The 26,347-nt window shown below is 55.5% G+C and carries 21 protein-coding genes; 9 read left to right on the top strand and 12 right to left on the bottom strand.

All coding sequences use genetic code 11. The features are described from left to right. The first annotated feature begins 2 nt into the window (after nt 1-2). Complete coding sequence (locus tag IE156_RS10090; RefSeq protein WP_189392415.1) at nt 3-1,100, top strand: anhydro-N-acetylmuramic acid kinase; 1,098 nt, start codon at nt 3-5, stop codon at nt 1,098-1,100. A gap of 302 nt (nt 1,101-1,402) precedes the next feature. Here IE156_RS10090 and erpA read toward each other — a convergent pair whose 3' ends face one another. From erpA to pmbA, 7 genes are all read right to left on the bottom strand, one after another. Next, nucleotides 1,403-1,771 carry an iron-sulfur cluster insertion protein ErpA gene (gene erpA, locus IE156_RS10095; RefSeq protein ID WP_189392416.1) on the bottom strand — a complete coding sequence of 123 codons (369 nt, stop codon included), beginning with the start codon at nt 1,769-1,771 and terminating at the stop codon, nt 1,403-1,405. An 82-nt stretch (nt 1,772-1,853) separates the two neighbouring features. Next, nucleotides 1,854-2,591 carry a DUF6776 family protein gene (locus IE156_RS10100; RefSeq protein ID WP_189392417.1) on the bottom strand — a complete coding sequence of 246 codons (738 nt, stop codon included), beginning with the start codon at nt 2,589-2,591 and terminating at the stop codon, nt 1,854-1,856. Between the two features lie 35 nt (nt 2,592-2,626). Further along, nucleotides 2,627-3,691 (bottom strand): N-acetyl-gamma-glutamyl-phosphate reductase, encoded by a 1,065-nt coding sequence (argC, locus tag IE156_RS10105; protein ID WP_189392418.1) that lies wholly within the window; start codon nt 3,689-3,691, stop codon nt 2,627-2,629. Between the two features lie 159 nt (nt 3,692-3,850). After that, nucleotides 3,851-4,243, bottom strand: a complete 393-nt coding sequence (rpsI, locus tag IE156_RS10110) for a 30S ribosomal protein S9 (RefSeq protein WP_189392419.1) — start codon at nt 4,241-4,243, stop codon at nt 3,851-3,853. 9 nt (nt 4,244-4,252) lie between these two features. Beyond that, on the bottom strand, nt 4,253-4,681 hold the full coding sequence (gene rplM / locus IE156_RS10115; RefSeq protein ID WP_094197715.1) for a 50S ribosomal protein L13: 429 nt from the start codon (nt 4,679-4,681) through the stop codon (nt 4,253-4,255). Nucleotides 4,682-5,101: 420 nt separating this feature from the next. After that, nucleotides 5,102-6,205 (bottom strand): TRAP transporter substrate-binding protein, encoded by a 1,104-nt coding sequence (locus tag IE156_RS10120; protein WP_189392420.1) that lies wholly within the window; start codon nt 6,203-6,205, stop codon nt 5,102-5,104. 212 nt (nt 6,206-6,417) lie between these two features. Beyond that, nucleotides 6,418-7,785: a metalloprotease PmbA gene (gene pmbA / locus IE156_RS10125; protein ID WP_189392421.1), complete on the bottom strand. Its 1,368-nt coding sequence runs from the start codon at nt 7,783-7,785 to the stop codon at nt 6,418-6,420. A gap of 67 nt (nt 7,786-7,852) precedes the next feature. Here pmbA and yjgA point away from each other — a divergent pair, with 67 nt between their 5' ends. Beyond that, nucleotides 7,853-8,407 carry a ribosome biogenesis factor YjgA gene (gene yjgA / locus IE156_RS10130; protein ID WP_189392422.1) on the top strand — a complete coding sequence of 185 codons (555 nt, stop codon included), beginning with the start codon at nt 7,853-7,855 and terminating at the stop codon, nt 8,405-8,407. Next, entirely contained in the window at nt 8,404-9,072 is a 669-nt protein-coding gene (locus IE156_RS10135) for an alpha/beta hydrolase (RefSeq protein WP_189392423.1), read from the top strand. Before yjgA ends, IE156_RS10135 begins: the two co-directional genes overlap by 4 nt. 86 nt (nt 9,073-9,158) lie before the next feature. Here the strand turns inward: IE156_RS10135 and IE156_RS10140 are convergent, their stop codons facing one another. Further along, nucleotides 9,159-11,234, bottom strand: coding sequence for a CocE/NonD family hydrolase (locus IE156_RS10140; protein ID WP_189392424.1), 2,076 nt, complete (start codon nt 11,232-11,234; stop codon nt 9,159-9,161). Nucleotides 11,235-11,442: 208 nt separating this feature from the next. Beyond that, nucleotides 11,443-13,914 (bottom strand): bifunctional acetate--CoA ligase family protein/GNAT family N-acetyltransferase, encoded by a 2,472-nt coding sequence (locus IE156_RS10145; protein ID WP_189392425.1) that lies wholly within the window; start codon nt 13,912-13,914, stop codon nt 11,443-11,445. A gap of 390 nt (nt 13,915-14,304) precedes the next feature. On the opposite strand from IE156_RS10145, the gene IE156_RS10150 reads away from it, so the two are divergent. From IE156_RS10150 to gltX, 5 genes are all read left to right on the top strand, one after another. After that, nucleotides 14,305-14,520 carry a hypothetical protein gene (locus IE156_RS10150; RefSeq protein WP_189392426.1) on the top strand — a complete coding sequence of 72 codons (216 nt, stop codon included), beginning with the start codon at nt 14,305-14,307 and terminating at the stop codon, nt 14,518-14,520. 135 nt (nt 14,521-14,655) lie between these two features. Continuing rightward, on the top strand, nt 14,656-17,358 hold the full coding sequence (mgtA, locus tag IE156_RS10155; RefSeq protein ID WP_189392427.1) for a magnesium-translocating P-type ATPase: 2,703 nt from the start codon (nt 14,656-14,658) through the stop codon (nt 17,356-17,358). 133 nt (nt 17,359-17,491) lie between these two features. After that, complete coding sequence (locus IE156_RS10160) at nt 17,492-18,571, top strand: sensor histidine kinase (RefSeq protein ID WP_229841206.1); 1,080 nt, start codon at nt 17,492-17,494, stop codon at nt 18,569-18,571. Further along, nucleotides 18,568-19,209 (top strand): response regulator transcription factor, encoded by a 642-nt coding sequence (locus IE156_RS10165; RefSeq protein ID WP_189392428.1) that lies wholly within the window; start codon nt 18,568-18,570, stop codon nt 19,207-19,209. Before IE156_RS10160 ends, IE156_RS10165 begins: the two co-directional genes overlap by 4 nt. Before the next feature lie 104 nt (nt 19,210-19,313). Continuing rightward, entirely contained in the window at nt 19,314-20,723 is a 1,410-nt protein-coding gene (gene gltX, locus IE156_RS10170) for a glutamate--tRNA ligase (RefSeq protein WP_189392429.1), read from the top strand. A 125-nt stretch (nt 20,724-20,848) separates the two neighbouring features. Here the strand turns inward: gltX and IE156_RS10175 are convergent, their stop codons facing one another. From IE156_RS10175 to IE156_RS10185, 3 genes are all read right to left on the bottom strand, one after another. Next, the gene (locus tag IE156_RS10175; protein ID WP_189392430.1) at nt 20,849-21,397 is read right to left on the bottom strand and encodes a YaeQ family protein; all 549 of its coding nucleotides are present in this window, start codon (nt 21,395-21,397) and stop codon (nt 20,849-20,851) included. A 75-nt stretch (nt 21,398-21,472) separates the two neighbouring features. Beyond that, entirely contained in the window at nt 21,473-21,985 is a 513-nt protein-coding gene (locus IE156_RS10180; protein ID WP_189392431.1) for a hypothetical protein, read from the bottom strand. 99 nt (nt 21,986-22,084) lie between these two features. After that, nucleotides 22,085-22,543 (bottom strand): Lrp/AsnC family transcriptional regulator, encoded by a 459-nt coding sequence (locus IE156_RS10185; RefSeq protein WP_009460635.1) that lies wholly within the window; start codon nt 22,541-22,543, stop codon nt 22,085-22,087. A gap of 112 nt (nt 22,544-22,655) precedes the next feature. Between IE156_RS10185 and IE156_RS10190 the strand changes: the two genes are divergently transcribed. Then, complete coding sequence (locus IE156_RS10190) at nt 22,656-26,114, top strand: indolepyruvate ferredoxin oxidoreductase family protein (RefSeq protein ID WP_189392432.1); 3,459 nt, start codon at nt 22,656-22,658, stop codon at nt 26,112-26,114. Nucleotides 26,115-26,347: the final 233 nt, after the last annotated feature.

The following is a 26,347-nucleotide window of genomic DNA, read 5'->3' on the forward strand; positions in this document are numbered from 1 at the left end:
CTATGCAAGCCCCCCTGTTTATCGGACTGATGTCTGGTACCAGCATGGACGGTGTAGATGCCGTGCTGGCTTCCTTCGGCCCACAGGGGGCACAGATACACAAAACCCATAGTCTGCCTATGCCCGCCGCCCTGCGAGACGAGCTGCTGGCTTTGCAGCAGCCTGGGCACAATGAGCTGGCCCGCGCCAGTATCGCTGCCCTGCAGTTGACCGAACTCTACGCTCAAGCCTGTCTGCCCTGGACTCAAGGCCCGGAAAAAGATCTGCTCCGTGCGATCGGCGTACACGGTCAGACTATCCGTCATGCACCTGACCAGGGCTACACCCTGCAATTAAATGCGCCTGCCCTGCTGGCCGAACGCTGCGGGGTGGATGTGATTGCGGATTTCCGTAGCCGGGATATCGCAGCGGGTGGCCAAGGTGCGCCTTTAGTACCTATTGTTCATGAAGCCCTGTTCCGCCACGAACATGGACGTGTCATTCTGAACCTGGGTGGGATTGCCAATATTTCCCTACTGCTTCCTGGACAGGATGTTTTTGGCTTTGATACCGGCCCGGCGAATATGCTGCTGGATGCCTGGGTGCATAAGCATCAGGGCCAGTCATATGACAAGAACGGGCGATGGGCCAATAGCGCCGCGTCTGATCCTGCCTTGCTCGACAGTCTGTTAAGCGAACCCTGGTTTGCTCTGCCTGCACCTAAATCTACAGGTCGGGATCTGTTCAATCTGGCTTGGTTGCAGCAGCATCTGGATCACGTGGCCCCGAACGGGGCGCTTGACCCTGCCATTGTGCAGTCTACTCTGATGGATCTGACCGTACATAGCGTTGCACAGGCCATCAAACCTTACACAGCTCAGATTCAGGAGTTGATTGTGTGTGGCGGTGGCGCAGCCAATCCAGCCATGCTGAAACGCCTGGGCGATCTGGTCCCAATGCCTATCCGCTCCAGTGCCGAGCTAGGCATGGATCCGCAATCCATAGAAGCCCTGGCCTTTGCCTGGCTGGCTTACGCCCATATCGAACGTATTCCTGCCGGACTGCCTGCGGTCACAGGCGCACGACGTGCGACAGTACTGGGTGCTTGTTATCCGGCTTAAAAGCTGTCTTTAGCTTAGCCAAGTCAGCTTAAGGTCCTATGGAATTATCATCCGTCGGCCAGGGCCACAGCCAACAGAGTCAAATCTCACAAGGCTCCCTTGCCCCTCTGCTTGATGTCCTACACACCCAACCCGATGCATTCAGCAGCACTCCTGTGAATCATGGTTTTGTACCCGAGCTTCTTGAGCCTCAATAAAGGCCCATAAAAAACACCCTAGGCTCTGCATCCAGAGCCTAGGGTGTTTTTGTACAAACCTGCTAAAACCAGCAACGCTGAACAATCAGCGCCGGCCTTGCCTTCTTACATCGTAAAGGAAGAGCCGCAGCCGCATGTAGTCGTGGCATTAGGATTACGAATAACGAACTGAGCGCCATCCAGGTCGTCTTTGTAATCGATTTCCGCACCCACCAGATATTGGAAGCTCATGGCGTCAACCAACAATTGCACGCCGCCTTTATCAATAATGGTGTCGTCGTCGTTAACCAGTTCGTCAAATGTGAAGCCGTACTGGAAGCCGGAACAGCCACCGCCTTGGACGAAGACGCGCAGCTTCAGTTCGGGGCTACCCTCTTCGATCAAGAGTTCACGGACCTTCTCAACCGCTGAATCGCTAAAGATCAGGGGTGATGGAGGGGCTTGCAGATCAACGGATTCGGTAAGAGTGCTCATGTGGTTCTCCTGCCGGCCCCCGCCGGCATGAATAATTATCATGTGATCGCCTTGCACATGACCACCCGTGGGTCGGGTGAGCTCAGTCTGGCTGGGCGATTTTTTCCTGGCGGGAGGCGCGTATGACGTTTCCTTCCAGGACATTCAGGGTCAAGGCCGTAGGCTCGAATCCCTGCGGTAAGGCAAGCCAACCCATGGCTCGCTGAAACTGATTGAAGTTCAAGATTAACGGATCAATCTGCTCTAGGGACGATTCAGCTAGTACAGAGTCTGGTCCAGAACTTGGTGATAGATCGATTTTAACGGTTTTTCCGTCTTGCCGCCCAGTCAGCTGAAACTGAAGGCGACCGGAAAAAGCCTTTCCTTCTGGGGCGTTACGTTGCAGCAACACCTTGTACTCCAGCAAATCGCCCCGTTTACTAATGTCCAAGGCCCGGACAGTGACCGAACCGCTGGGGCCGGGCGGGAGCAGTTGCTCGTAAAAGGCCAGTTGCTCGCGCGTCTGGGCCAGCTCGGTCTGGGTGGCTAACAGGGATTTTTCCAAACCCTTGCGAGTGCTCTCCTCCAGAACCAATTGCCCGCGCAGAACCTCAAACTCGCTTTGTATCTGCTGCAAGGATTGCTGGCTACCCTTCAAATTCTGCATAGCCAGCTGAATTTGCTCGGACTGATCGGCGGGCTGCGTCAGGCTGCGGTAGAGCCAAAGGCCACCGCCACCTAATAGCACCCCTAGCAATACAGCCAGCCCAATTGTAGTTGCCCCGCCCCGCGAACGGGAAGGAGCAACAGTATGAGAAGTGGTTTGCGGTGATTTAGCCATAAACATTTGACCTGCTCACCAAGGCCAAGTTCCCCTTAAGGCAAAATAGCAACGTGGTTCAAACCTGTTTGTTCTGGCAGGCCGAACAAGATGTTCATATTTTGCACAGCCTGGCCCGAAGCGCCCTTAACCAGGTTGTCCTGCACCACCAGAATGATCAGTTGATCACCATTACCTGGACGCTGCACCGCAATACGCAGCTGGTTCGAGGCGCGAACCGAGCGAGTTTCAGGCAAAGTACCGGCGGGCAGCACATCCACAAAGGTTTCTTGTGCGTAACGCTGTTCGTACAAAGCTTGGAAATCGGTATCCATGGCTTCAGGCTTGATGCGCGCATAAATCGTAGAAAACATGCCGCGAATCATAGGCACTAGATGGGGCACGAAAGTCAGGTTGACTGGGCCACCGGCCAAACGCTGCAACTGTTCTACAATTTCTGGATGGTGACGGTGACCCGACACGCCATAGGCCTTGAAGTTATCGCTGGCTTCGGCAAATAGATTCGGAACCGAGGCACCTTTACCCGCACCGGAAACACCCGATTTGCAGTCTGCAATCAAATGTTGGGTATCAACCAGTGCCTTGCCGCCTTCCAGCAAGGGAGCCAAACCCAGCAATACCGTAGTGGGATAGCAGCCTGGGTTACCAATAACCTTGGCCTGGGCAATCTTGTCGCGAAGTAGTTCGGGCAGACCATAAGCCGATTCGCTCAGGATTTCCGGGCAGCTGTGCTCCATCTTGTACCACTTCTGGAACACGGCCGTATCTTGCAGGCGGAAGTCGGCGGCCAGGTCAATAACCCGCACACCCGCTTCCAGCAGGCGCTCTACCTGGCTCATGGCGACGCCATGCGGGGTGGCAAAAAACACCACATCGCACTGTTCCAGATTGGCGGTTTCAGGCGTAGAAAATTTCAGATTCACATGACCACGCAAGTTCGGATACATATCCGACACCGGCACGCCGTCCTCTTTACGCGAGGTAATGGCGACCAACTCTACTTGGGGGTGCTGACTTAACAGACGCAGCAACTCGACCCCGGTGTAACCTGTACCGCCGACAATCCCTACCTTGATCCGGGTATCGCTATGTGTAGCCATGAACTTTCCTGAAAGAGAGACAAGCAAAAATTCTATCTTAACGTAGTCCCGCCTGTTCTCAAGCACCAGACCGAGCAAAGCAGGACAAATGTAGCCAGCAAACAAAAACCCCGGACAAGTCCGGGGTTTTTGAGCACCATAAACAGGTCGCGAGGCGAATTAACGCTTGCTGAACTGTTTGCGGCGACGTGCTTTGTGCAGACCGACTTTCTTACGCTCAACAGCACGAGCGTCACGCGTTACCAAGCCAGCTTGCTTCAGCTCTGTCTTCAGTGTTGCATCGTAGTCGATCAAAGCGCGGGTGATGCCGTGACGGGCAGCACCGGCTTGGCCGCTTTCGCCGCCGCCATGCACGTTGATCTTGATGTCGAACGATTCAACATGGTTGGTCAGCACCAAAGGCTGACGCACAATCATGCGACCCGTTTCGCGAGCAAAGTATTCGTCAACAGGCTTGCCGTTGACTACGATTTGGCCCGAACCCTTCTTGATGAAGACACGAGCAACGGAGGTCTTGCGACGGCCCGTACCGTAATTCCAGTTACCGATCATGACCTATCCTTAGATGTCCAGAGTTTTAGGCTGTTGAGCACTATGAGGATGCTCGGCACCAGCGTAAACCTTCAGTTTCTTGGCCATGGCGTAGCCCAGAGGGCCTTTAGGCAACATACCCTTGACGGCCTTTTCAACGGCACGGCCAGGGAAGCGCTCTTGCATGGTTTGGAAGTTGGTTTCGTAAATACCGCCTGGGTAATTCGAGTGACGATAGTACTTCTTATCCTGCGCTTTGTTACCGGTAACGGCAATGTCAGCAGCGTTAATGATAATGATGTAATCGCCAGTATCAACGTGAGGGGTGTATTCGGGTTTGTGCTTGCCACGCAAACGGCGTGCGACTTCGCTGGCCACACGACCAAGGACTTTGCCTTTAGCGTCAATCACAAACCAGTCACGTTTGACTTCAAGCGGCTTGGCCACGAAGGTCTTCATGATGGTTCCTAAATATTAAAATTCTGGGTCAAAGCAACATGCTTGGCCCATACAATCCGCCCATCTTTACAAGTTGGGCAGCTCCATTCAGCCCTGCCAAGACGTTATATTCCGCCCGTGCATTTCTGCCAAATAGCTCGCCATAATAGCATAAATAGTGGATAACACTAGAGTTTTGTATAAAAACAAGGGCTTTTCGCCACATCCCTGTGGCCCCGTATCGCCAATAATGGACGTTGCCTGCCCTGGACTCGCCTCGACCGTATCGCGTAATTCGCGCCATTCCTGGGCCTGCCAAGTGTGCACCAAAAAATACAGCGCCAATAAAAAACCCCTGCTTTTCCGCAAAGGAGAAACAGGGGTTGATAAGACTGGTCGAGCATCCGGAACAGATCACGCTGTCCGGACTACGCTGCGGGATCAGCCTTTTTTCTGGTTTGCCAGAGCAATGCCCAGGTAGTTGTCGTAGGAGCCTTCAGCAACACGGAACCAAGGCACGATCGCATCACGGAAGCCCATGTAGTCGTCGTGAATCTTCTTGAACATAGGATCCTTGTCGCAGAATTCCTTGTACAGGATATTGGAAGTCTTGAAGGACTCGTCCATCACGTCGCGCGGGAAAGCTTTCAACACCGCACCGCTGGCGATCAGGCGACGCAAAGCGGCTGGGCTTTGGGCGTCGTACTGGGAAATCATGCGTTCGCCGGCTGCACGCGAGGCAATTTCAATCAGGGACTGATATTGCTTGGGCAAGGCTTTGAAAGCGGCATCATTCACGTACAGCGACACCTGGGCCGAACCTTCCCACCAACCGGGATAGTAGTAGTACTTGGCCACTTTCTGGAAACCCAGTTTTTCGTCGTCGACAGGACCCACGAATTCCACGGCGTCCAGCGTGCCTTTTTCCAGCGAAGGATAAATATCGCCAGGAGGCACTTGCTGAGGCACTACGCCCATGCGGGCCAGCACTTCACCGGCAAAACCAGCCGTGCGCATTTTCAGACCTTTCAGGTCTTCCAGGGAATTGATTTCCTTGCGGTACCAACCCCCCATCTGGGTGCCGGTGTTACCGAAAGCAAAGTTGACAATATTACGAGTAGCGAACAATTCGCGCAGCAGCGTGGTGCCGTTGCCTTCCTGCATCCAGGCATTCATTTGACGAGCGTTCAGGCCAAATGGCACCGCCGTGTCAAAACTGAACGAAGGGTCTTTACCGTAATAGTAATAAGAGGCTGTCTGACCGCACTCCACCGTGCCGTTGCTAACCGCATCCATTACACCAAAACCGGGGACGATTTCACCAGCAGGGTACAGACGGATATTGAAGTTGCCATCCGAGGCTTCTTCCACCATCTTGCAAAACGCCTGAGCGGTCGAAAACAGGGCCGGGGTAGAGGGGCCGTAAGTCGATGTCAGCTTCCAATTAACCTTGGGATTGCTTTGGGCAATAGCAGGAGCAGCAATAGCGGCAGTGCTGGCTACGGCGCCAAGACCTGCCTTTTTCAGAAACGAGCGACGCTGCATGAATAACCTCCTTGTGGGTATTCGACGATAATTGGGAAATATTTTTATGCTATGGATAGTACACTGGCGCGCCGCGAAAGGGGGCCGGGGAAAGCCCGGATTATCCCGCAAATCTGGCCCTATATTGTCTGGTCCTTGATCTGCAGCATTTCCCCCAACGCCCAAAACAAAACAGCCCTTGCGGGCTGATTTGTTTTTTCATGGCTGGATGATCAGGAACCGGCTACCGACATCTGCTCGATCAGGATGGAACCCGTGCGCTTGGAACCTGCCGCAAAAGTATCCGCCCCTACGGCCACAATCTGCGCAAACATCTCGGCCAAATTACCGGCGATGGTGATTTCCTCCACCGCATGCTGAATACGGCCGTTTTCCACCCAGTAACCGAAAGCACCCCGCGAGTAGTCGCCGGTCAGGTAGTTAATCCCTTGGCCGATCAGCTCAGTGACCAGCAGGCCACGGCCCATTTTCTTCAGCATGGCATCCAGATCGTCCTCGGGACGAGTCAGACGCGAGCTAAGCAGCAGGTTATGCGAGCCGCCGGCATTACCTGTGGAAGGCACACCCAGCTTGCGACCTGCATAGGAAGACAGAAAATAACCCTTCAGTTCCCCGCCCCGAACCACATCACGATCGCAGGTACGTACCCCTTCAGAATCAAATGGGGCACTGCCCATTGCAGCAGCCAGGTGTGGGCGCTCGAGCACATCAATGTGCTTGGCCATGACGGATTTGCCCAGCGAATCCAGCAAGAACGTGGTTTTACGATACAAGGCCGAGCCACTGGTAGCCTGAACCAAGGCACCGATCAAGCCCACGGCCAAAGGCGCCTCGAACAAAACAGGGTAACGGCCTGTAGGAATACGGCGTGCCGACAGACGCGACAAGGTACGCTCAGCGGAATAACGACCTACCGACTCTGGACTGGCCAAACGAGAAGGATCGCGCGAGCTGCTGTACCAGTAATCGCGGTGCATATTGTCGCCCTTGCCCGCAATGGGACTGACGCTCAGCGAGTGGCGGCTATAGGGGTAGCCCCCCAGGAAACCGCGACTATTCCCCATCACAAAGTGCCCTTCCAGCGTATCGACCGATGCGCCTTCGGAATTGGTGATCAGCGGGCTCAACTCCAGCGCGGCCTGTTCGGCACGGATCGCCAGCTTGGCGGCCTGATCCGCATCCAGCATCCAGGGGTGGTGCAAATGCAGATCGGGATAGCTTTGGGCCAGCATGTCTTTTTCAGGCAGGCCGGCATAGGGATCTTCAGCGGTGTAGCGGGCAATATGCCAGGCAGCTTCTACCGTTTCACGCAAGGCCTTGACCGAAAAGTCCGAGGTCGATGCCGAACCACTGCGCTGGCCGGCGAACACCGTCACACCCAAGGAGCGGTCTTGCGTCTGCTCTACCGTTTCCAGTTCCAGCTGGCGCACGGACACCGCCAAACCTTTGTTCTCAGAAATATCGACGGCAGCATCACTGGCGCCCAGTTTTTTGGCATGTCGCAGCGCTTCATCCACCAATTCGCAAAACTGGAACTGATTGGCACTGATCGACAATTGGGAAATAGTTGGATGACTCATTGCTACTCTTTGAGGGTTAGGCGGTTATCATAGCCAATTGGCGACAATCTTTGCTATTTCACTTCTTATGTCCCGCCCACGCACTGAAATCGATGAAAACGGTTACGACCGCCCCAGCAAATCACAGGTTAAGCGCGAAATGCACGCTTTACTGGATCTGGGTAAACGCCTGATTGAGGTCTCTGACGACAGACTCAAACAGCTAAATCTAGACGAGTCCCTGATGGCTGCCATCAAGGCTGCCAAACGCATCAGCCCAACGGCGCGCGAAGGCCGTCGCCGTCAGATCCACTATGTGGGCAAACTGATGCGCAATGTGGACCCCGAACCGATCCTGAAGCAACTGGATGTCTGGGAAAACGGCTCCAAGGAAGACACCCGTGCCATGCACAGGCTGGAGGCTTTGCGCGACCTGTTGTTGCGCAATGACGACGCTTTGACCGAATTCATGAATGAATTTTCCGGTGCCGATATCCAGCAATTGCGCACCTTGATCCGGGCTGCGCGCAAAGAATCGGAAAAAAATTCCACACTGGAACAGGGCCAAGACCCCCAACGCAAGCATTACCGTGCCTTGTACCAGTACATCAAGACCTTGGTAGATCTTTCGGAGTCCCCATGAACCCTCTGCTTGAGTCGATTGAGATTGAAACCGGTGCCAACCCTCAGCATGCCGTTATCTGGCTGCATGGCTTAGGTGCCGACGGTCACGATTTTGCCCCGATAGTGCCGGAATTGGGCCTGCAAAATGCCCCCGCTATCCGCTTCATCTTCCCACATGCCCCGATTCAGCCCGTCACGATCAACGGCGGCATGGCCATGCGCTCCTGGTACGACATTTATGTTGCTGACCTGGTCCGCCACGAGGACGAAAGCGGCCTGCGCCAATCCCAAATCAACGTGCAGAATCTGATCGCCCGCGAAAACGCTCGCGGCATTCCGACTGAAAACATTGTGCTGGCCGGCTTTTCACAAGGCTGCGCCATGACCTTGCAGACCGGCCTGCGTTTGCCCGAACGTCTGGCAGGCATGCTCTGTCTGTCTGGGTATCTGCCTTTGGCCGCTGCCGTCGCTGCCGAGCGCCACCCCGCCAACCAGGACACGCCTATTTTCATGGCGCACGGCAGCATGGACCCGGTGGTGCCTATCACCCGTGCCGAGGCCAGCCGCCAACAACTGAAAGCCATGGGCTATCAGGTGCAATGGAATGTGTATCCCATGCCCCACGCGGTCTGTCCGGAAGAAATCACGGCCGTTGGCCAATTCTTGAAGCAAGTGCTGAAGTAAGCGCTGCTCCTGCAACGGGCTCCCCAACCCGACCAAAAGAAAAACGCCACTGAATATCAGTGGCGTTTTTTTAACTTGAGCAGGTCTTATTGATAGACCCGTGCAATGCGGTCAGTCCATGTCTTTTCCCGGACGACAAGGCCATTTTCCCGCAAAACCTTGGTGAAAGTGACATAAAAGTAAGAGGCGTCAGACTCGATTCGCGCCGTCGTCGCCAAGTCTATCTCCCTGCCCTTGATGGTAAAGACGTTGCGGCGCTCACCCTGATAGCTGGCTTTAGCCGGTTGCGCATCATTGACATCCCAGCGATACGACTCACTGGACTTGTAGATATTGTCATTTAACATCCAGCTAATATCGCTGACCGTTGTAAAGGTCGAGTCTCCGGTTTGCTCATTGCGCACACTATTGAAAACCGGACCATTATTCTCGATTTGCCGACCAAAGGGGGCTTGATCACTGGCTTGTGGTGGCGGCAGAACGCAGGCTTGCGTACCTTGCTCTTGTACAGGCACCACAGGCAAGTCCAGCCATGTGTCCTCACCGGGAAAAAGACGGGTACTGCCCGGCGTAGGGCTGGGCCAGATCATGGGAAACTGAGCATTCGAGACAGCCAGACGAATACGGTGGCCAGGCTTGAAGCGCCACGTTGTAAAGTGAATCGCTGTTGCCAAGGAGGTTTCCTGGTCCGGCACCAAAGCAGCAGGTTCAAGCCTTGAGAAGCGTTGCGCAGGGTTAATGGTTGCCCCACTCACCAAGGACACCTTGCCATCCGGGGCCACGTCTTCCAGGCGCACGCTCCACTGATAAAACGGTGCGTCTGCCGCTACGCGCAGGTTTAGCTGCGGCATACCCATAATTTCTATCGCTGCGCTCAAGGGGGCCGAATCATAAACCAGGCTGTGCGCATCGTCCGCACTCATATCGCCGGTCTGCTCTCCCCACCAGCCACCGGCCGCCAAGCCGGTACCTGCCCGATAAGGCAAGGTCTGAGCCATTTCCTGAGCCGGCCCCGCTTCCCCCAGATATTTCCCGGCACGTGGATAAAGGCGCTGTGTGGAACTGCCCTCCAACGGCCATTGGGCATCACAACGCCAGTAGCCCGGCACGGTTTCCAGGTCAGTCGCCGGAGCATGTCCAGTCCGCATGAATGCCATGCGGCGAGGATCTTCTAACACTCCATTTTCGATACCCTTTAACCAATAATCCCACCAACGCAGCGCTTTTTGACGCCATTCGTAATTCGGGCCGGGCACACCGTACTCGGGCCAGGCATGGTTCCAAGGACCAATTTCCACAATAACGGGGGCCTTGGCAGTCTGGCTGACATCCACGGCAAAATCACGATAGCCATCCAGCAAACCACCGATCAAATAGGCCGGAACCTCCAGGGGCTCTTTGAACGCCACTGATTCTTTACGCCAAAACTCACCGTCTTGCTGTTGACGCAGCCAGGTAAAAATCCACGGCTCACGGTCAAATCGATTCTGAAAGTAGGTTTCATCAATCCGATAGTCAGGACTCTGCGGCATTGAATTGTCGGTATCAATCTGATGCGCATAGGAGTCTATGTGCAAAGCACCATCTATATAGTGGACATCGTTGTAGAACAGGTCTGTCGAGCCGTGCGCCGCAATAATGGCTTTCAGTGCCGCAGGCTTTCTGTGAGCGGTCATCAAGGAATTGAAGGCGCTCCAGGATAGTCCGTACATGCCAACCTTGCCATTGGACCAACTTTTCCGGGACAGCTGTGCGATCAGCTCTTCGGCATCATCGATTTCAGCGGCCGAATACTCGCTTTCAGGGACTGGGCCATCACTGCCCCCGGTGCCACGTACATCCACCCGTGCGAGCACATAGCCGCGCTTGGCAAAATAGGAGCCATATTCGTAGTCGCCCAGCGCAAAAAAATCATCTTTGCGATACGGCAACATTTCCATAATGACTGGAAATGTCTCCCCCGGTTTTTTTGCTGCTGGCCGGTAGTAGGTCACCGCCAAACGCACGCCGTCTTTCATCTGCAACGTGTCATTTTCCAGAGAAAACTCGTAGAGCTCATTGTCCTGAGGCGACGCTTCATACACGGAGCAGGCGGCCAAGCCACCAAGTAAAAATAGGCTCATTGTCAGCCGTTTCAGGATGACCACAATCAAACGCCTCATTTCTTCCCCTGATCTTTAGTGCCAGACGCCACTCTTTGAGCCCGCGCCAAGCTTATGAACCTGCAAAGACGCGGAGTCAGCTCTATCGTGATCCACGGTGACGAGCTCATCTTAGCGGCCCGGCGTCTATGGATTACGGCACCGGAAAGGGAAGATTAAACGCAATACTGCTGGCAGAAGAGCGCTTAGCTGCAGCTCCTGCCAGCGTTTAGTCAGAACGGCGCGTCTCGCCCAGATCCAGCCAGACACGGCGCATGCTGGGGTCTTCGGGGTCGGCATCGTTCTGAAAGCCCAGACGCTTCATCAAAGCCTGCATGGGCGCATTGGAAGCCAGCACATAGCCATCTATATACGTCAGGCCCTGCTCCGCTGCCGCCTGGATCAACGCCTGCATCAAGGTGACTCCCAGACCACGCCGCTGCCAGGCATCCCCAATCACCAAGGCATACTCAGCCCCCCGGCCATCACCATTACGCAGATAGTGAGCAAAACCAATAATCTCGTCTCGCGGATGGTTTCGGTTGTCTGGATTGGGTGAACGCACCGTCGCGATCAGCGCCAGCTCCCGGTCGTAGTCGATACGGGTATAGCGAGACAACATGCGTGGGGTCAGTTCGCGCAGCATGGACACGAAACGCATATAGCGGCTTTCATCCGACAGGCCGCGCATAAAGGCTTGCAGTGCTTCGGCATCTTCTGGACGGATAGGTCGCAAGGTCCAGCGTTGATCGTCACTGAACTGACGCCGCTCAATCAGGTGACGCGGGTAAGGGTGAATCGCCATGTGGCGATAGCCCGCGGTCTCAGGCAGTACCAGCATGGACTGCTTGCTCAGGGATATGGAAATACTCTTGATGTACAGGCTGTTCTCACCCGCCATGATCGGGTCCAGCACCACACGACTCACGCCGGGCAGCTCACTCATCAAATCCGACAAGCGCTCCAGCACCTGCAAAAGCTGCGTCAACACCAAGGGAGTCAACTGCGCGGACAAGCTCTTGCGCCACAGCGGGCTACGCTCTACCAGCTGACGTGCCAAATAGCGGTTCAGCGGTGGCAACTCCACCGCCGGATAGGTCGACGACAGCCAGTCTGCATGGTCTGCACCACCAAACACGGCGTAAGGGCCCAGCTTGTCGTCTGTCTCGAAACGCAGACCCATAGCCGGGACATCCGGATCAGGCTGCCCCTGATCGTGGGTAATACGCAAATCCACCACGGGCACATGGAAGTAGCGCAGCAGATCGCGACACTCCTGTTCGCTGGCCTCGCGTCGTTCGCTTTGGATCTGACGCACCAGTTCGCGGGCAGGCTCCACTTCGGGCAAGGTACCCAATGGCAAAGGCGGCAAGGTTTGCTGCGACAAGTGCTGGTTGTAGTGATAGCGCGCCAGCAGATCAAAGGCATTGGCGGCCGTATCCGGCGTCCGGAAAGCCGGTGTGCCTACGCCGTCCAGTAAATGGCGCAAGGGCCGCATATCCGCATCGCCAATCAGACATGTAATAATCGGCTTGCGGGCGCTGGCCGACAACATGGCCAGTTCACGCGATACGGCAGGCATATCAGCCAAGGGATCGGGAGTCAACAAAACCAGCACCCCATCAATATCCTTATCATCCAGCAAGGTGGAGATGACCGAGTCGATACGCATGGGGGTTAGCGGCACATAGGTGACCACCGGGTTTTGCACCTGATCGCCAGGGGCCAGCAAATTATCCAGCGCACGTTGAGTCGATGCCGATAATTCGGGACATGTCACCGCCGCATCCGAGCCCAACACATCCAGGGCCATCTGCGCCGCCCCGTTGCCATTGGAGAACAAGGCAATGCGTCGTCCTTTGGGGCGACGGGTATAAACCAATACTTTCAGCGCCGAGAACAGCTGCACAAAATAACGGATCCGCACCGCCCCCACGCGCCGCATCAAAGCGTTAAATACCGCCTCGTGGGCTTCCCCTTGCTGACGTTGGCCGCCTACCTTCAACACCACCACAGGTTTGACGGCAGCCACCGCATGCAAGGCACTGGTGAAACGGCGCGATGCCGGTGTATGTTCCAGATACAGCGCAATACTGTCGGTGCGCGGGTCCATGGCCAGGTATTCCAGCACCTCGGGTACATCAATCACCGCCTCGTCACCCACCGACACAATGGCAGAGAACCCCAGGCTGACATCCTCAGCCCAATCCATCAGCGCCGAAGTAATCGAACGCGATTGGGACACCAGGGCAACCCGGCCCGCCAAAGCCATCTGTGGCTCGTGGCTTAGATTGATCCCTAAATAAGGCCGCTGCACACCAAAAGCACGGGGGCCTAACACCACACAATCATTGATACGTGCCCAGGAGCGTGCATAAACCATGTCTTCCATGGGATCACGGGACGCCAGATTGGAGGACAAGAGCAGAACGACGCGTGGCTTGTGTACTCGAATGGCATCGAGCGCCTGCGGCAAGCGCACCGGCTCAATACAAACCAGCGCCAAGTCCAGGCGCTGTGTATCTGTCAAACCATCCAGACGCTCCGGCACCAGAACCTGGGTGGCCGTAATGCGCGCCTGCGTAATCCGTCCCGCCAGCCGGGCGGGCATTTCCTTGATCAGGGGCAAGGGTAATGTGGACACGACCAGCACCGAGCGGGGCTCAAACAATGCTGTCAGACGATGCCTTAGGGCTGCCATGATTGTTCCGCCATAAGAAGACCACACACCAAAATAATGAACTCTCCCATCTTAAGCACAGCCGCCTACAAATAAAAGGGACTTGGCTGGCTATATCTGTCTTGCGTCATAGGTCCGGGTTTTACCCTGCTACGGGCCATTCATATACTTTCGTATAAAAAGCATACGCTAATGCCTGCTCAAAAATGCTTCAAAGCCAGTCGCAAAGCGGTTTGCAGATCGTAAAATAACATCCGTTCGGAAAGCAGGACCTTTCGTTCTCTCTGACAGGAAAAAACACTATGTCCAGCGACGATAGTCGAAGAAAGATGCTGCACAGGTCACTCAGCCACCACTGACCCACCGGGTTGTCTGCTGAAGTGGTTTGCGCAGCACGACCAGGAGTCACCCATGCACCGCCTTACTCATACTGGACCGATCCAGGCCTTTGCGCCTTGCGGATCGCCTCTTGCCACACCTTGCCCCACCACGCGTACCGTGGGCCGCCGCCCTGCTCTCGCCTGGCGCATCAATACGGCCAGTCGCAAACCAGAAAGCCACTGGATTGCAGACAGCGACAAACCACCCTTACCCCGACTGTGGCGCAGCACGCTTCCCAGCCACTAAGCGTTTAGCCTTCGCCCCCTAAATCCGCTTGTTCTTATTTTCAGTTTGCCGACCCTGAAACGGTTGGCAGGACTTACCGTGTCCGGCCTTTAGCGTCGGCCCGGCATTGTCACGCCTGTACACCAGGAGTATTTCATGAGCATTCAACAACAACGTCCACCACTACGCGCTGTGGACCACGACGCCAAGCTGCGCACGGCCACCGAATCGGGGCTCAGCCAAGAGGCCTCTTTGGCCGCCGCACAAGCCAATCTGAACGGCCTAACCGACGCCGAAGCCTTGAGCCGCCTGACCGAGTACGGCCCTAACGAGGTCGCTCGGGACAAGCCGGCCCACGCCTTGATCCAATTGGCCCTGGCCTTCAAAAACCCCTTTATTGCCGTGCTGATGGTGCTGGCTGCCGTCAGCGCAGTAACCGACATTATTTTGCCCCTGCGTGCCGGGGAGGAAACCGACTACACCGGCGTGCTGATTATTGTGATTATGGTCACGCTCAGCGGCCTGCTACGTTTCTGGCAGGAATACCGCTCCGGCAAAGCCGCCCAAGCCTTGAAAGCCATGGTGCGCACAACGGCCAGCGTGCTGCGACGCTCCACCGTGTCCAGTTCCACCGTCATGCGCGAAATCCCCATGAGCCAGATCGTGCCCGGCGATATTGTTCGCTTGTCCGCAGGCGACATGATCCCGGCTGATCTGCGCCTGATCGAGTCCCGGGACTTGTTTGTCAGCCAGGCCGCCCTGACCGGCGAGGCCCTGCCCGTTGAAAAGTACGATGTATTTAGCGCCGTCAGCAGTAAAAGTGTGTCGGCCTCCAGCGCCCAAACCGGCTTACTGGAGCAAAACAATATGTGCTTTATGGGCACCAACGTCGTCAGTGGTACAGCTACGGCTCTCGTCGTGTCTACCGGTGCCAAAACCTATTTTGGTTCTCTGGCCAAAGCCATTGTCGGTTCTCGCGCTGAAACCGCTTTTGACCGTGGCGTAAACAGCGTTAGCTGGTTGCTGATTCGCTTCATGCTGGTCATGGTGCCTATCGTGTTGCTGATCAACGGTTTTTCCAAGGGCGACTGGTCAGAAGCATTCCTGTTCGCCCTGGCCGTGGCTGTGGGTTTGACCCCCGAAATGTTGCCCATGATTGTGTCATCGAACCTGGCCAAGGGCGCCGTTGCCATGGCCAAGAACAAGGTCGTGGTCAAACGCCTGAATGCGATCCAGAACTTTGGTGCGATGGACGTGCTTTGTACCGACAAGACCGGCACCCTGACGCAAGACCGCATTATTCTGGAACATCACCTGGGCCTGGATGATCGCAACAGCCCACGTATTCTGGAACTGGCATTACTCAACAGTCTGCATCAAAGCGGTGTCAAAAACCTGATGGACCAGGCTGTACTGCGTTTTGCTGAAAAAACACCGTCTGCCCGCCAGGCCATTGGCTCCTACCGCAAGATTGACGAGCTGCCTTTTGATTTCATCCGTCGTCGCCTGTCGGTCGTGGTGCAAGACACGCAGGGCGAACAACTGATGGTCTGCAAAGGCGCTGTGGAGGAAATGCTCAGCATCGCCACACACGTTCAAGACGGCGATCAACGTTTGCTGCTGGACACCGAGCAGCGCGCCCGACTAATGAAAATGGCCTACCGCTATAACTCGGATGGTTTCCGTGTTCTGCTGATTGCCACTCGCGCTATCGCCGTAGAACACGCCAAGAGCCGTTATGAGACCCAGGACGAGCGCGAGATGACCGTGCAAGGCTTGCTGACTTTCCTGGACCCACCCAAGGAAAGTGCTGCCCAAGCCATTGCCGCCCTGACTGAACACGGCGTAACCGTCAAAGTGCTGACCGGCGATAACGAAATCATCACAGCCAAGATCTGCCGTGACGTGGGTTTGGAACCCGGCAAGCCCTTACTGGGGCCCGAGATTGAAGTGATGCCAGAACCTGACCTGCGTTGCGCCGTCGAGCGTCACTCAGTGTTTGCCAAGCTCACCCCTTTGCAAAAATCGCGTGTCCTGAAAGCCCTGCAGGCCAATGGCCACACGGTCGGCTTTCTGGGGGATGGCATTAACGATGCCCCCGCCCTGCGCGATGCCGATGTCGGTATCTCCGTAGACAGTGGCACCGACATTGCCAAGGAATCCGCTGACATCATCCTGCTGGAAAAAAACCTTCTGGTGCTGGAAGAAGGCGTTATCAAAGGTCGCGAGACCTTTGGCAATATCATCAAGTACCTGAACATGACGGCCAGCTCTAACTTTGGCAATGTGTTCTCGGTGCTGGTGGCCAGTGCTTTCATCCCCTTCCTGCCCATGTTGGCGATCCACTTGCTGATTCAGAACCTGCTCTACGATATCTCCCAGCTGGCCTTGCCTTGGGATCGTATGGACAAGGACTTTTTGCGCAAACCCCGTAAATGGGATGCCAAGAATATTGGCCGCTTCATGATCTGGATTGGACCGACCTCCTCCATTTTCGACATCAGTACCTTTGTCTTGATGTGGTACGTATTTGGCGCCAATACGCCTGAACTGCAATCGCTGTTCCAGTCCGGCTGGTTTATTGAAGGCTTGCTCTCGCAGACCCTAGTGGTTCACATGCTGCGTACGCAAAAAATCCCCTTCATCCAAAGCACAGCTGCTTTGCCCGTCATGTTGATGACTCTGCTGATCGCCGCTGTTGGCATTTATCTGCCCTTCTCCGGCGTGGGTGCCATGGTTGGGTTGCAGCCCCTGCCTTGGGAATACTTCCCCTGGTTGGTGGGTACCTTGCTGGCCTACTGCCTGGTCGCACAGGGTATGAAAATGCTGTACATCCGCCGCTTTGGCCAGTGGTTCTAAGTTGATGAGGCGTCGAACCCAGAAAAAACTTTCCAGGGTCGACGCCTCGGCGCTCATTATCAGCAAAAGGGGCCAGGTATATGATGGCCACACTGAAGGCACGATCCTGCTGCCTGGCCCATCCGCTAAAGACATGAAATCACCCGTTCGCTTCTTATCGAGCAAAACGTACCGAGCCTTGGCCTTGACCGGCATTTGTATCTTGATGGCTCTGGTATTTATTGCCGACACCGTCACTAATTACGCCATCGCCGCCGCCGTATTTCATACACCGCTGCTGCTGATAGCGATTCGTTTTTTGTCTGCCCGACAGGTTATTGCCCTGACAGCAATCAGTATGGTGCTCACCGTCGTCAGCTTCATTTTGACGCGCTCGGGTGATTACGATGTCGGCCTGGTGAACACCGGCATCAGCATTATTGCCATTGCCATCACCTCCTACCTGGGCCTGAAATTGAAATCCGTGCAGGCGGCTGCTCATGAAACGCGCGAGCATCTGCTGCGCCTGTCTCGTTTGACGACCTTGGGTCAACTCAGCACTTCCATTGCACACGAAGTCAGCCAGCCCTTGGCGGCCATCAACACTAGCGCGGGAGCTTGCCAGCGCTGGCTGGAGGCCTCGCCTCCGAATGTGGAAAAGGCGCAGGCGGCAGCACAACGGATTGTGTACGATGCCCAACGCGCTAAAGATGTGCTGGACCGGGTGCGCAGTATTACCCGTAACGAAGCGCCCACCAGCAGTGCCTTTGACCTGAGCCAGGCTTTGACGGAGCTGCTGAACCTGTCTGGTGGCGAGATGCAGCGCAATCATATTGATCTGCGTCTGGCCTTGCAGTCCGAGCTGCCTCAGGTCTATGCGGACCGGGTTCAGATTCAACAAGTCATGGCTAACTTGCTGCTCAATGCGATCGAGGCTTTATCACCGCCCTCGGATTACCATGCAGCACAGATCAGCATCGAGACCAGCCTGTTACCGGGCGATAAGCCACAGGCTAACAAGGTCCTGTTTTCCATCAAGGACAATGGCCCAGGCCTGTCGGGCACGCAGCTATCCCAGTTGTTCGATACCTTCTGGACGACCAAAGCCGCCGGGCTGGGACTGGGTCTGACTATCAGCCGCACCATTATTGATGCCAATAACGGGCATATCTGGGCCACTGACCAAACCGACGGCGGGGCGGCCTTTCATTTCACCTTACCTTTGGCGCCATGACAGATACTTTGGATTCCTCTCTGAACACGCCCACGGTCTATATCATTGATGACGACCCCTCGATTCGCGCCGCTCTGGACGATTTGCTGGCCAGCGTGGGTTTGAATGCCCTGAGCTTTGCATCCACGCGGGATTTTCTGGCGCATCCTTTATCCGACGCCCCGGCCTGTCTGGTGCTGGATGTGCGTATGCCCGAGCAAAGCGGCACGGACTTTCATTTGCAGATGGAGTCGCGCGGGCTGCATATGCCTGTCATTTTTATTACCGGGCACGGCGATATTCATATGGCGGTCAAGGCCATCAAGCATGGAGCCTGGGACTTTTTAACCAAACCCTTTGTAGATCAGGCGCTGATTGATGCAGTACAGTCTGCCCTGGCAGCCGATGCGCTACGCAAGGAGGACGCCAAGACCCGGCTGACCTTGCAGCAGCGCTGGGACAGCCTGAACGCGGGCGAGCGTGATGTGTTTGTGCGTGTCGTGCAAGGTTTGCTGAACAAGCAGATTGCCGCCGAGCTGGATGTGAAGGAAGTCACCGTCAAGGTTCGACGGGCCCGCGTGATGCAAAAAATGCAGGCAGGTTCTTTGGCGGAGCTGGTGCGTCTATTCGATCAGTTGGATACTGAAACCGGCCATTAGGACACTTCTGCGCGGCCATTCTTTCTTAGTTGGCGCGCTGAGTTAAAATACGCAGATTCGGTCCCGTATCCGGGCTTCCCCAAGGTCAAGGCCACACACAAGTTATGAGCACGTCTACTTCCAACGTCATCCGCACCCGTTTTGCCCCTTCGCCCACTGGTTATCTGCACCTGGGCGGCGCACGCACGGCGCTGTTTTCCTGGGCCTTTGCCCGCCATCATCAAGGCACTTTTGTGCTGCGTATTGAAGACACGGATCTGGAGCGCTCCACCCCCGAGGCGGTGCAGGGCATTCTGGACGGTATGCAGTGGTTGGGTCTGGATGCGGATGAAGGTCCGTTCTACCAGATGCAGCGTATGGATCGTTACCGCGAGGTCATCGCCCAGTTGCTCAAAGACGGCCATGCGTATTACTGCTACAGCAGTCCCGAGGAAGTGGAAGCCATGCGCGAGACGGCTCGTGCCCAGGGTTTGAAGCCTCGTTATGACGGCACCTGGCGTCCTGAGGCGGGCAAGGAGTTGCCTGCTATTCCAGCTGATCGTAAACCGGTGGTACGTTTCAAGAGCCCGCAGTCCGGCGCAACTAGCTGGGACGATATGGTCAAGGGTCGCATCAGTTTTGATAACACCGAGCTGGATGACTTGGTCATCGCCCGTCCTGATGGCACGCCTACGTACAACTTTTGCGTGGTGGTGGACGATTGGGACATGGCGATCACTCATGTGATTCGCGGTGATGATCACGTGAACAACACGCCTCGTCAAATTGTGATTTTGCAGGCTTTGGGTGCGACGTTGCCTGAGTATGGTCATGTGCCCATGATTCTGGGGCCTGATGGCGAGAAGCTGTCCAAGCGCCATGGTGCGGTCAGCATTATGGATTACGACAAGGATGGTTATCTGCCTGAGGCCATGATTAATTATCTGGCTCGTTTAGGCTGGAGTCATGGGGATGATGAGCTTTTCACCCGCGAGCAGTTGGTCGAGTGGTTTGATACGCGCAGTCTGAGCAAATCGGCTTCGCAGTGGGATCCCAAGAAGTTGAACTGGGTGAATGCGCATTACATCAAGGCCAGCGACAATGCGGATTTGGCCGAGCGTGTGGCTCCGCGTATTGAGGCTTTGGGTGGCAAGACGGATGGTCAGGATGTGCCTGGCATTATGGGTTTATTGAAGGATCGTGCGGAGACCTTGAACCAGCTGGCTGAGGGTGCTTTGTTGTTCTGCCGTCCTTTTGAACCTGCCAGTGATGAGTTGATGGCCGAGGTTTTGACTCCGGAAGCGCGTGTTTTGTTGCGGGATTTTGCTGGCAAGGCGGTTAGTTTGCCGCAGTGGAATACGGAGAATCTGGCGGCTTTGATCAAGCAGGTGTTGGCGGATCACGAGGTGAAGATGCCTAAGCTGGCTATCCCTTTGCGGGTGGCGGTGACGGGGCAGAAGCAAACGCCTGCGGTGGATGCGGTGCTGGCTTTGGTTGGACGCGATAAGGTGTTGGGGCGTTTGGCTGGACTGTAAGAGGTATAACTAAAGCAAAAAGGGCATCTCTAATGGGATGCCCTTTTTGCTTTCGGGTTCGTAATTTCGGCGTGATCGTTGTGACTTGAAGACAAACTTATTTCGTACCGAACTGCTGGCCCATATCAAGCAGCAGCATTCAGGTGGCTGATTTCAATGGTGGCTTCGCCTTTATCCGTGCTGGCCCACACGGTGCCGTCCTGAACATTCAAATTAATCGTCAGGCCTCGTTCGGCCAAGGCGGCTAAGGCATCGGTACCGGCCACATCCAACGCATAGACTTGCACGTTACGAGCACGACTGATCTTGTCTTTGATGCCACTCCACCAGACTGACACGTTGCGGCCATAGGCCAGCACCGTCACTTTTTCAGCCCGTCCGCTGGCTTTGATCAAGCGTCGGTCATCAGGCAGGCCTACTTCCAACCAATGCATCAGATTGCCGCCCAAGTCATGCTCCCACAGAGCAGGCTCGTCCGAGTCGCTCAGGCCGCGCGAGAAACTCAAACCTTCGTCAGACTGCACATACAAACCATAAGCCAGTAGGCGGGCCATCAGACGCTCTTCGGTCTCCGAAGGATGGCGGGCCAGCGTCAAGGTATGACTGCCGTAATAGGCCCGATCGTTATCGGCCACATTTAATTCAACTTTATAAATCGTCGCGCGCAAAGCCATGGAGCGTCCAGCAAAAGAAACAGACAAAAAACTGGCCGCCCCCAGGACGGCCAGGAATTATTCAAGCGAGCAAAATCAGAATGGCAGGCGGTAACCAGGCGACATTCTAGTCAGGCGGTACGTCGTCCCACTTTGGTCACGCAGCACCAGATTACGGGCTGTCAGGCTGACGATGTTGTAGTGGTTTTCGTAGATAGGATCGCCCGGTTCGGTGGTGACCCCATTGGATTCTTGTGTGCTGATGCGCACATCATTGCCTTTACGTACCCAGCAACCGCTTTCATTCAAACCCTGCGAGGGCTTATTAGGACGTTTGACCTGTTCGGTGTATGCCATCGAACCATCAGTCTGCAAAGTAAACAAGGTACGCAGCTCGCCCACCACGCCTTTTTGCCTGTGCTTGCTCAACCAGTTACCTGCCAGATCATCTCCGGCAGCAGCAGGCTGGCACGCAGGGTGCACCGGCTTGGTAACAGCAACCGGCTTGGCAGGTTCTGGCGCTGGCGATTTAACCGCGCAGGCGCTTAAAAAAACCGTAGCCAGCACAGCAACCCAGGAAGTGCGCCGCAAGATATTCGCCTTCGTCATAAAAAACCGTCCTTCATGCTTACATACCGACCCACTACAGGCCACAGAATCCTGATTATTCTACCTGAAGGCGCTTGTTTTACCCCATAACAAGATGCTTCAAAGTGGCAGGGGCAAACGCGTTACGTTCTTGATTTCACGCATGGCCACAATAGTGCGAGTTTGGCGCACACCCGGCATATTAAATAAGAAGCGGTGCAGGAAATCGTCGTAGGACTCGGCACTGGGCACCATGATTTTCAGCAGAAAATCCGCATCGCCAGTAACTGCATGACATTCCAGAATTTCGGGTGCATCGCGTACCGCGCGGATGAAGTTATCAACAATTTCACCCGAGTGCCGGTCCAGACTGATCTGGGTAAACATGCAACTTTGCAGGCCCACCTGGCGACGATCCACACGCGCATAATAGCCCTGGATCACCTTGTTTTTTTCCAGATTTTTAATACGTCGCCAGACTGGTGCCGTGGACAAACCCACCTGCTCGGAGACCTGCTGGGCCGAGGCCCGGCCATCCAACTGCAAGGCGTCCAGGATTTTTAAGTCAGTTTTATCCATATTTGAATATTTACGAAATGAACATTTCAAAGAATAGGGAATATCCGCAACTATAACGCAAAAAAATGCGAGGACAGACTCTCTATCATGAACCCTATCTGGAGGTTTCATCATGACGCAGTCCGTCGACACTCAATACAAGCTCAGCGACAACCTGACCGCACAGTCAGGACGCATCTTTTTAACTGGCACTCAGGCCCTGGTGCGCATGCTGCTGACCCAGGCTCGCCTGGATAAAGAGCAGGGTTTGAACACAGCCGGTTTTGTCTCTGGCTACCGTGGCTCGCCCCTGGGTGGCGTGGACATGATTATGTGGAAGGCCCAGAAACATCTGGACCAGGCCAAGGTTCGTTTTCAACCTGCCATTAACGAAGATCTCGCCGCCTCCATGATCATGGGTACGCAGCAGGCCGGTGAGCGTGCCGATCGCACGGTCGATGGTGTGTTTTCCATGTGGTACGGCAAAGGCCCCGGTGTAGACCGCGCGGGCGACGCCTTGCACCACGGCCATGCCGCCGGCGCCTCCCAGCACGGCGGCGTCTTGATGATTGTGGGTGATGACCATGTGGCCTCGTCCTCATCTATTCCCCATGCCAGCGAGCAATCCCTGATCGCCTGGGGTATCCCGGTGGTCAATCCCTGTTCGGTCGAAGAATACGAACGCTTTGGTGTTTGGGCCTGGGCCCTGTCGCGTTACTCCGGCTCCTGGGTCGCCTTCAAAGCCATTACCGAAACCGTGGAAAGCGGCCGCTCTTTTGAGATTGAGCCTTTGGAGGATCTGGCCCCTGCCCTGGCCGACAAACAAGGTGGCAAGCACCCCTACGATCCCAGCAAATTCCTGACCCCTTCTATGGAAGGTACTTTGGATGCCCGCCTGGACAGCGTGCGTGAGTTCGCTCATAAATACAGCCTGGATCGCGTGCTGGAAGCCGCACCTGAAGCTCGCATCGGTATCGTCTCCACCGGCAAGGCCACACTGGATACCTTGGATGCGCTGGAACAGCTAAGCGGCCTGAATGATCTGCCCGCTATCCGCCATCTAAAGATCGGTTTGAGCTGGCCTGTTAACCCACAATCGCTGAACGACTTTATTGAAGGCCTAGACCATGTATTGGTCATTGAAGAAAAAGGCCCCATCATTGAAGACCAGTTAAAGAACCTGCTCTTTAACCGTGCCCAGCGCCCGACTGTGTCGGGTAAGCGCGATATCGAAAACGAAGTCCTGATTCCTGCAGATGGCCAACTTAGCCCAGCCCGTGTGGCCGTGGGCCTGCGCCGCTGGCTGGGTCACCATGCCAATGTGCAATTGCCGGCCTGTTCAGTGCAAAACCTGGCGCCCATTGATACCAATGGCCTGACCCGTCGTCCCTATTTCTGTTCGGGCTGTCCGCACAACACCTCCACCAAAGTGCCTGAAGGCAGCCAGGCAATGGCCGGTGTGGGTTGCCACTATATGGCGACCTGGATGGACCGCAAGACTCGTGGCCTGACGCAAATGGGTGGTGAAGGAACTGATTGGGTAGGTTTGTCACCGTTTATTCAAGCGGGCCATATGTTCCAGAATATGGGTGAAGGCACCTACTTTCACTCCGGCTATCTGGCGATTCGTCAGGCCATTGCTGCGGGTGCCAACATTACCTACAAGATTCTGTTCAACGACGCGGTAGCCATGACTGGCGGCCAACCGGTTGATGGCCCCATTTCCGTGCCGCGTATTTGCCAGCAAACCATAGGCGAAGGTGTGCGTCGCGTCGTCATCACCACCGATGAACCCGAGCGCTATCGCAGCATCAGCTTGCCTGCTGGAGTGAACGTCTACCACCGCCGGGAATTAGACCGCTTGCAGCGCGAGCTACGCGAAATCTCTGGCGTGACCATTCTGATTCACGACCAGACCTGTGCCGCTGAAAAGCGCCGTCGTCGTAAAAAGAACGAGTACCCCGATCCAGCTCGCCGCCTCTTCATCAATAAGGCTGTCTGTGAAGGCTGTGGTGACTGCGGTGTGCAATCAAACTGTCTGTCGCTGGTTCCTGCTGAAACTCCTGAAGGCCGTAAACGTCAGATTGACCAGTCCAGCTGCAATAAGGATTACTCCTGCGTGGAAGGCTTCTGCCCCAGCTTTGTGTCAGTGATGGGCGGAGCCTTGCGCCGTGGCGACCAGAATGGTCAGGCCGACATGAAAGCTCAATTACTGGCCAAGCTGGATGCGCTGCCCCAGCCTGCCATTCAAGCCCAGGACTGCAATGTGATTGTGGCCGGTGTCGGTGGTACTGGGGTGATTACCATCGGTGCCGTACTGTCCATGGCCGTGCACCTGGAAGGTCGCTCCAGCTCCGTGCTGGATATGACGGGTCTGGCGCAAAAAGGCGGTACGGTCATCAGCCACATTCGCCTGTCTGCCAATAAAGAAACAACCGGTGCGGTGCGTGTTGATCCGGGCCAAGCCGATTTGGCTATTTTGTGTGACGTGGTGGCAGCAGCCCACCCCAATGCACTGTCTTGCCTGCGCCCCGGCCACACCCACGCCATCATCAACGAATACTTGGCCCCCACCGCGGAGTTCACCCGCAACCCGGACGCACCTTTGGATGCTCAGCACTTGCTGAGTCAATTGAAAGCCACTGCCGGTGAGAATCAAGTGCGCTCCTTCAATGCCCACCAGGCCGCCACTTTGTTGTTCGGCGATAGCCTGCTGTCCAATATGCTCTTGATGGGTATGGCCTGGCAACAAGGCTCCATGCCGGTGAGCAGCGCCGCTATCGAACAGGCCATCCGCCTGAACGGCGTTGCCATCCAAGCCAACCTGGATGCCTTCCATTTGGGTCGGGTCTTGGGACACGATCAAAAAGCCTTGACCAGCCTCTTGGCTCCAGCCGCACAAGTCGTGACCTTACAGCGTCGTGAAACACTGGAACAAATCATGCAGCGTTGCACCAGCAGCCTGGAGCAATATCAGAACGCAGCGTACGCACAACGCTTTACCAGCACCATCAATGCCCTGCATGCCGCCGAGCAAAAACTACGTCCTGGTCAGCGCCCTACCTTGACTGAAAAAGCCGCACGCAGCTTGTACAAACTGATGGCTTACAAGGATGAGTATGAAGTGGCTCGCCTGTTCAGCTCCCCCGCTTTCCGCCAAGATCTGGAACAGCAATTTGAAGGTGACTTCTCTTTGCGCTTTCACTTTGCACCGCCCCTACTGTCTCGTCGTGACCCAGCTACCGGCCGCCCTCGCAAAATCACCCTGGGTCCACGCACAGCCACCTTGTTGCGCTGGATGGCCAAAGGTAAAGGCTTGCGCAATACGCCGCTGGATCCATTTGGCTACACGCATGAGCGTCGTATGGAGCGTCGCTTCTGGCGCGACTACCAGAACCTGCTCAATAACTTGAGCAGGAATCTGGATCAGGCCAGCTATGCAACGGCGTTGGAACTGGCAGAACTGCCACAACAATTGCGTGGCTTCGGTCCGGTCAAAATGGAATCGGCCAAGCAATACGAAGCCCGTTTTAGCGAGCTGTCGCAACAGCTAAAAGATACGGGCCTGCCCGCTCAGGCTCTACCTGCATAAGGTTTTCCAGCCCGTATTGCCTACCCCTTAACCTGCCCTTTCAGCCCTGCTTATGCAGGGCTTTTTTTTGCCTGCCTAGGTGTGAAAAACAGAGGGCATTTTCTTCTTAAAGATCGACTAGCCAGCGATCCTTTTCTGGCATCCAAGCTGTGTTTTAAAACGTCGATACTCCAACGCCAATCATCTCGCAAATCGTCAAAAATCAGGAACTTGGACACGGCTCTCAATCTGCG

It is taken from the genome of Alcaligenes pakistanensis, assembly GCF_014652815.1.
In the GTDB taxonomy this organism is placed as follows: domain Bacteria; phylum Pseudomonadota; class Gammaproteobacteria; order Burkholderiales; family Burkholderiaceae_B; genus Alcaligenes; species Alcaligenes pakistanensis.

What these genes read in the sequence shown, in the direction of transcription:
- IE156_RS10090 (WP_189392415.1), top strand. Translation starts at nt 3, where the DNA reads ATGCAAGCCCCCCTGTTTATCGGACTGATGTCTGGTACCAGCATGGAC.
- erpA (WP_189392416.1), bottom strand. Translation starts at nt 1,771, where the DNA reads ATGAGCACTCTTACCGAATCCGTTGATCTGCAAGCCCCTCCATCACCC.
- IE156_RS10100 (WP_189392417.1), bottom strand. Translation starts at nt 2,591, where the DNA reads ATGGCTAAATCACCGCAAACCACTTCTCATACTGTTGCTCCTTCCCGT.
- argC (WP_189392418.1), bottom strand. Translation starts at nt 3,691, where the DNA reads ATGGCTACACATAGCGATACCCGGATCAAGGTAGGGATTGTCGGCGGT.
- rpsI (WP_189392419.1), bottom strand. Translation starts at nt 4,243, where the DNA reads ATGATCGGTAACTGGAATTACGGTACGGGCCGTCGCAAGACCTCCGTT.
- rplM (WP_094197715.1), bottom strand. Translation starts at nt 4,681, where the DNA reads ATGAAGACCTTCGTGGCCAAGCCGCTTGAAGTCAAACGTGACTGGTTT.
- IE156_RS10120 (WP_189392420.1), bottom strand. Translation starts at nt 6,205, where the DNA reads ATGCAGCGTCGCTCGTTTCTGAAAAAGGCAGGTCTTGGCGCCGTAGCC.
- pmbA (WP_189392421.1), bottom strand. Translation starts at nt 7,785, where the DNA reads ATGAGTCATCCAACTATTTCCCAATTGTCGATCAGTGCCAATCAGTTC.
- yjgA (WP_189392422.1), top strand. Translation starts at nt 7,853, where the DNA reads ATGTCCCGCCCACGCACTGAAATCGATGAAAACGGTTACGACCGCCCC.
- IE156_RS10135 (WP_189392423.1), top strand. Translation starts at nt 8,404, where the DNA reads ATGAACCCTCTGCTTGAGTCGATTGAGATTGAAACCGGTGCCAACCCT.
- IE156_RS10140 (WP_189392424.1), bottom strand. Translation starts at nt 11,234, where the DNA reads ATGAGGCGTTTGATTGTGGTCATCCTGAAACGGCTGACAATGAGCCTA.
- IE156_RS10145 (WP_189392425.1), bottom strand. Translation starts at nt 13,914, where the DNA reads ATGGCAGCCCTAAGGCATCGTCTGACAGCATTGTTTGAGCCCCGCTCG.
- IE156_RS10150 (WP_189392426.1), top strand. Translation starts at nt 14,305, where the DNA reads ATGCACCGCCTTACTCATACTGGACCGATCCAGGCCTTTGCGCCTTGC.
- mgtA (WP_189392427.1), top strand. Translation starts at nt 14,656, where the DNA reads ATGAGCATTCAACAACAACGTCCACCACTACGCGCTGTGGACCACGAC.
- IE156_RS10160 (WP_229841206.1), top strand. Translation starts at nt 17,492, where the DNA reads ATGAAATCACCCGTTCGCTTCTTATCGAGCAAAACGTACCGAGCCTTG.
- IE156_RS10165 (WP_189392428.1), top strand. Translation starts at nt 18,568, where the DNA reads ATGACAGATACTTTGGATTCCTCTCTGAACACGCCCACGGTCTATATC.
- gltX (WP_189392429.1), top strand. Translation starts at nt 19,314, where the DNA reads ATGAGCACGTCTACTTCCAACGTCATCCGCACCCGTTTTGCCCCTTCG.
- IE156_RS10175 (WP_189392430.1), bottom strand. Translation starts at nt 21,397, where the DNA reads ATGGCTTTGCGCGCGACGATTTATAAAGTTGAATTAAATGTGGCCGAT.
- IE156_RS10180 (WP_189392431.1), bottom strand. Translation starts at nt 21,985, where the DNA reads ATGACGAAGGCGAATATCTTGCGGCGCACTTCCTGGGTTGCTGTGCTG.
- IE156_RS10185 (WP_009460635.1), bottom strand. Translation starts at nt 22,543, where the DNA reads ATGGATAAAACTGACTTAAAAATCCTGGACGCCTTGCAGTTGGATGGC.
- IE156_RS10190 (WP_189392432.1), top strand. Translation starts at nt 22,656, where the DNA reads ATGACGCAGTCCGTCGACACTCAATACAAGCTCAGCGACAACCTGACC.